This window comes from Amycolatopsis sp. NPDC058340, from assembly GCF_042723975.1.
Lineage (GTDB): Bacteria > Actinomycetota > Actinomycetes > Mycobacteriales > Pseudonocardiaceae > Amycolatopsis.
Genome location: NZ_JBHXIB010000103.1, coordinates 1 through 4265, shown reverse-complemented (window position 1 = coordinate 4265; position 4265 = coordinate 1). Strand labels below are relative to the sequence as shown.

The window sequence follows — 4265 nt, the reverse complement described above, 5'->3', positions numbered from 1 at the left end:
GTGCATTCTGTTGCGTTTCCCTAATGCGGCGAAGTACTCGCCGCCCCGTATCCACTGACCGCGCGTTATGGCCCCCTTCCCTCGGCTCAACCGAGGGAAGGGGGCCTTCACGCGCGTTGTGAGCAGCCCCACCACGGGGCGTTCACAGAGTGAGACGAAGTTACTCGATCGGGCGAAATGCCTAATCTCGATCGCTGAACCCGGAGCGCCAGGCCGCCCATGAGGCGGCCTGGCGTGTTTGTATCGCGCCTTGCGCGCCGAACCCACGGAAGAAGCGATGAGATCCACGCTGTCGAAAATCGTCGCCATCGTCACCGCCGGAGCGGCCACCCTCGCCCTCGCCGCCTGTGGCTCCGGTGACGCGAGCACGACCGGCCAGAAGCTGCGGGTCGGCACCCTGACCGACGCGCCGCCGTCCATCTACCTGGAGAACGGCACCTTCACCGGCTACGACAACGAACTGCTGCGCGACATCGCGAAACGCGAGGGCTTCGAGGTCGAGTTCGTCGGCACCGAGTTCGCCGGCCTGCTCGCCGCCGTCGCCACCAACAAGTTCGACATCGGCAGCTCCACGATCTCCACCACCGAGGCCCGCAAGAAGACCGTCGCCTTCACCAACGGCTACAGCACCGGGTTCACCACGATCCTCACCAAGAAGGGCGCGTCCCTCAAGGACGTCGCAGCCTTCAACGGCAAGCGGCTCGGCGTCGTGCAGGCGTCGGTGCAGGACGACTTCGCCAGCGGCAAGGTGCCGGGCGCCAACGTCGTCCGTTTCCCCGACTACAACGCCGGTTTCGCGCAGCTGAAGGCGGGCAGCCTCGACGGCTGGGTCGTGCCGAAGGACATCGGGCAGAAGTACATCGACCAGAACCCGGACGTGCCGCTGGAGTTCGGCTACACCGTCGAGACCAAGGACACGCCGTCCGCGTTCGCCGTCCGCAAGGACAACAAGGAACTGCTGAAGAAGCTCAACGACGGCCTCGCGAAGGCCGTGGCGGACGGCACCGTCGCCCGCCTGCACGCCCGGTTCTTCAAGACCGAGCCGCTGCCCAAGGAACTCGAACAGGGCGGCCCCGGCCTGCCCGTGCAGAACGCGGGGGTCTGAAAACCATGAAGAAAGCCTTCCTCGCCACGCTGGCCGCGGGCCTCGTCGCCGTGCTCGCCGCCTGCGGTGGTGGCGAGTCCGCCACCGAGAAGACCCTGCGCGTCGGGACGCTGAGCGACGCGCCGCCGAACATCTACGTCGAGAACGGCAACTACACCGGCTTCGACAACGAACTGCTGAAGGCCATCGCCGCCAAGCAGAACCTGAAGCTCGAATTCGCGTCGACCGACTTCTCCTCGCTGCTGGGCCAGGTCGCGAACAACCAGTTCGACATCGGCAGCTCGGCCATCGCGCAGACCGACGAGCGCAAGAAGAACGTCGACTTCTCCAGCCCGTACAACTTCGAGGTCATGAGCATCCAGACCAAGGACGGCTCGCCGATCACCGAGGAGAAGGGCCTGTCCGGCAAGCGGGTCGCGGTCATCCAGGCCACCGTCGGCGACAAGTGGCTCACCTCGACGGTGCCCGACGCGCAGGCCGTGCGCTTCCCGGGGTACGCCCCGGCGCTGGCCGCGCTCAAGAGCGGAGCCGTCGACGCCTACATCCTCGACCAGGCGATCGCCGAGACGAACGTCAAGGAGAGCGCCGACACGAAGCTCAAGGTCGTCAAATCCTTCACCACCGACGTGCCCCACGGCTTCGCGGTGAAGAAGGGCAACAGCGAGCTGCTCACCAAGATCAACGAGGGCCTCAAACAGGTCATCGCCGACGGCACCTGGGTCAAGCTGCACGAGAAGTTCCTGCCGACGGCCCCGGTCCCGGACCAGTTCAAGGCGTGAGGATCACGATGAAAAGGAAGTCACTCGCCGCCGTCGTTGGTGCTCTTACTGCAGCCTCTCTCGTGACCGTGCTGGCGGCGTGCGGCGGCGGTGAAGACGCCGGCGCGAAAACCTTGCGCGTCGGCACCCTCAGCGACTCGAAACCCAACGCCTATCAGGAAAACGGCGTGTTCACCGGGTTCGACAACGAGCTGCTGAAGGCCATCGCCGCGCACCAGAACCTGAAACTCGAGTTCGTCTCCACGGAGTTCTCGGCGCTGCTCGGCCAGGTCGCCACCGGGAAGTTCGACATCGGCAGCTCGGGGATCTCGCAGACCGACGAACGCCGCAAGACCGTCGACTTCTCGACGCCGTACAACTACCAGTCGCTCGGCATCGAGACCCGCGAAGGCGTCGCGATCACCGACGAGAAATCCTTGGCGGGCAAGCGGATCGGTGTCGTCCAGGGCACGGTTTCGGACAGCTGGCTGACCGCCAACGCGCCCACCGCGCAGGCGGTGAAGTTCCCGCAGGACGCCGCCGCCCTCGCCGCGCTGAAATCGGGCGCCATCGACGGCGCGATCTTCGACCAGGCGACCGCCGAGGACTACGCGGCGAAGAACCCGGACGCGAAACTCAAGGTGGTCAAGGCGATCACCACGACGATCCCGCACGGTTTCGCGGTCAAGAAGGGCAACACCGAATTGGCGGGCAAGATCAACGCCGGGCTCAAGGCGGTCATCGCCGACGGGACCTGGGAAAGGGTGCACCAGCGGTTCGAACCGAACGCGCCGGTGCCCGCGGAGTTCAAGGCCGGGCAGAAGTAAGTGGACGATTTCCTCAACACCTTCCTGAACTGGGAGTACATCTGGGAGGTCTTCCCCGACCTCCTCGGGACCGGCCTGCTGAACACACTGATCCTGTCGGTGTTCTCGGCGCTGATCGGCACCGTGCTCGGCATGCTGCTGGCCACGATGGGCCTGTCCAGCAAGGCGTGGCTGCGCTGGCCCGCCCGGGTGTACACCGACATCTTCCGCGGCCTGCCCGCGATCCTGACCATCCTGGTGATCGGGCAGGGCGGCGGGATCCTCATCCCGTCGCTGTCGCGGAATCCGTACCCGCTGGGCATTCTGGCGCTGAGCCTGATCGCCGCCGCGTACATCGGCGAGATCTTCCGCGCCGGTATCCAGAGTGTCGAAAAAGGACAGATGGAGGCCAGCCGCGCGCTGGGCATGAGCTACACCAAGGCGATGACGCTCGTCGTCATCCCGCAGGGTGTGCGGCGGGTGCTGCCCGCGCTGGTGAACCAGTTCATCGCGCTGGTCAAGGACTCCAGCCTGGTGTACTTCCTCGGTTTCCTCGCCGAGCAGCGCGACCTGTTCCGCATCGGGCAGGATCTCGCGGCGAACACCGGGAACCTGTCGCCGCTGGTCGCCGCCGGTGCCGTCTACCTGGTGATCACCGTGCCGCTGACGCATCTGGTCAACTACATCGACAAGAAGCTGCGCACCGGGCGGAAGGTCCGCGTCGACGACGAGGGCGGCGAACCGGAACTCCTGAACGCCGGAAAGGTGCCGATGTCATGACAACCGCCGTCCGTTCTTCCAGCGTCGAACTCCGCGACATCCATGTCTCCTTCGGCACCCTCGAAGTGCTGAAGGGTGTGAACCTCAAGGTCGAGAAGGGCCGCACGACCTGCATCATCGGGCCGTCCGGCTCCGGCAAGTCGACGCTGCTGCGCTGCGTGAACCGGCTACAGGAACCCGATTCGGGCGACCTGCTGCTGGGCGGCGAGAGCGTCATCTCGTCCGATCCGGACGCGCTGCGGCAGCGGGTCGGGATGGTGTTCCAGCACTTCAACCTGTTCGGGCACCGCAGCGTGCTGGACAACATCACCCTGCCGCTGCGCAGTGTGCGCAAACTCGGCAAGGAGGAGGCGGCGGAGATCGCGCACGCCCGCCTCGCCGAGGTCGGCCTCGCCGACAAGGCGCCGTACCGGCCGAGCGCGCTCTCCGGCGGGCAGCAGCAGCGGGTCGCGATCGCGCGGGCGCTCGCCATGGAGCCCGAGGTCATGCTGTTCGACGAGGCGACCAGCGCGCTCGACCCGGAGCTGGTCAAGGGCGTCCTCACCCTGATGGCGGGGCTGGCCGAGCGCGGGCTGACGCTGCTCGTGGTCACCCACGAGATGGGTTTCGCGCGCAGCGTCGCCGACGAGGTCGCGTTCATGGACGCCGGGAAGATCGTCGAACAGGGCGCTCCGGAGGCGATCTTCGACGCTCCGCGGAGCGAGCGGCTTCAGCGGTTCCTTTCGCAGGTGCTCTAGGGAGCCGACGAGCAAGGGCTGCGGTGGCGTGGTGGGGCACGTCTCGTGAGTGGCAAGGACGGTTAGAACCGTCCTTGCC

5 protein-coding genes are annotated in these 4265 nt (G+C 66.4%); all 5 read left to right on the top strand.

The window, feature by feature from the left end:
* Window positions 1-277 precede the first annotated feature (277 nt).
* The 5 genes from ACFWIW_RS42120 to ACFWIW_RS42100 are packed head-to-tail and all read left to right on the top strand — an operon-like array spanning window position 278 to window position 4186.
* The gene (locus tag ACFWIW_RS42120) at window positions 278-1105 is read left to right on the top strand and encodes a substrate-binding periplasmic protein (RefSeq protein WP_378373602.1); all 828 of its coding nucleotides are present in this window, start codon (window positions 278-280) and stop codon (window positions 1103-1105) included.
* Window positions 1106-1110: 5 nt separating this feature from the next.
* The gene (locus ACFWIW_RS42115; RefSeq protein ID WP_378373601.1) at window positions 1111-1884 is read left to right on the top strand and encodes an ABC transporter substrate-binding protein; all 774 of its coding nucleotides are present in this window, start codon (window positions 1111-1113) and stop codon (window positions 1882-1884) included.
* Window positions 1885-1892: 8 nt separating this feature from the next.
* The gene (locus ACFWIW_RS42110) at window positions 1893-2690 is read left to right on the top strand and encodes an ABC transporter substrate-binding protein (RefSeq protein WP_378373600.1); all 798 of its coding nucleotides are present in this window, start codon (window positions 1893-1895) and stop codon (window positions 2688-2690) included.
* Window positions 2691-3449 (top strand): amino acid ABC transporter permease, encoded by a 759-nt coding sequence (locus ACFWIW_RS42105; RefSeq protein ID WP_378373599.1) that lies wholly within the window; start codon window positions 2691-2693, stop codon window positions 3447-3449.
* Window positions 3446-4186 carry an amino acid ABC transporter ATP-binding protein gene (locus tag ACFWIW_RS42100; RefSeq protein WP_240596673.1) on the top strand — a complete coding sequence of 247 codons (741 nt, stop codon included), beginning with the start codon at window positions 3446-3448 and terminating at the stop codon, window positions 4184-4186. Before ACFWIW_RS42105 ends, ACFWIW_RS42100 begins: the two co-directional genes overlap by 4 nt.
* Window positions 4187-4265: the final 79 nt, after the last annotated feature.

What these genes read in the sequence shown, in the direction of transcription:
- ACFWIW_RS42120 (WP_378373602.1), top strand. Translation starts at nt 278, where the DNA reads ATGAGATCCACGCTGTCGAAAATCGTCGCCATCGTCACCGCCGGAGCG.
- ACFWIW_RS42115 (WP_378373601.1), top strand. Translation starts at nt 1,111, where the DNA reads ATGAAGAAAGCCTTCCTCGCCACGCTGGCCGCGGGCCTCGTCGCCGTG.
- ACFWIW_RS42110 (WP_378373600.1), top strand. Translation starts at nt 1,893, where the DNA reads ATGAAAAGGAAGTCACTCGCCGCCGTCGTTGGTGCTCTTACTGCAGCC.
- ACFWIW_RS42100 (WP_240596673.1), top strand. Translation starts at nt 3,446, where the DNA reads ATGACAACCGCCGTCCGTTCTTCCAGCGTCGAACTCCGCGACATCCAT.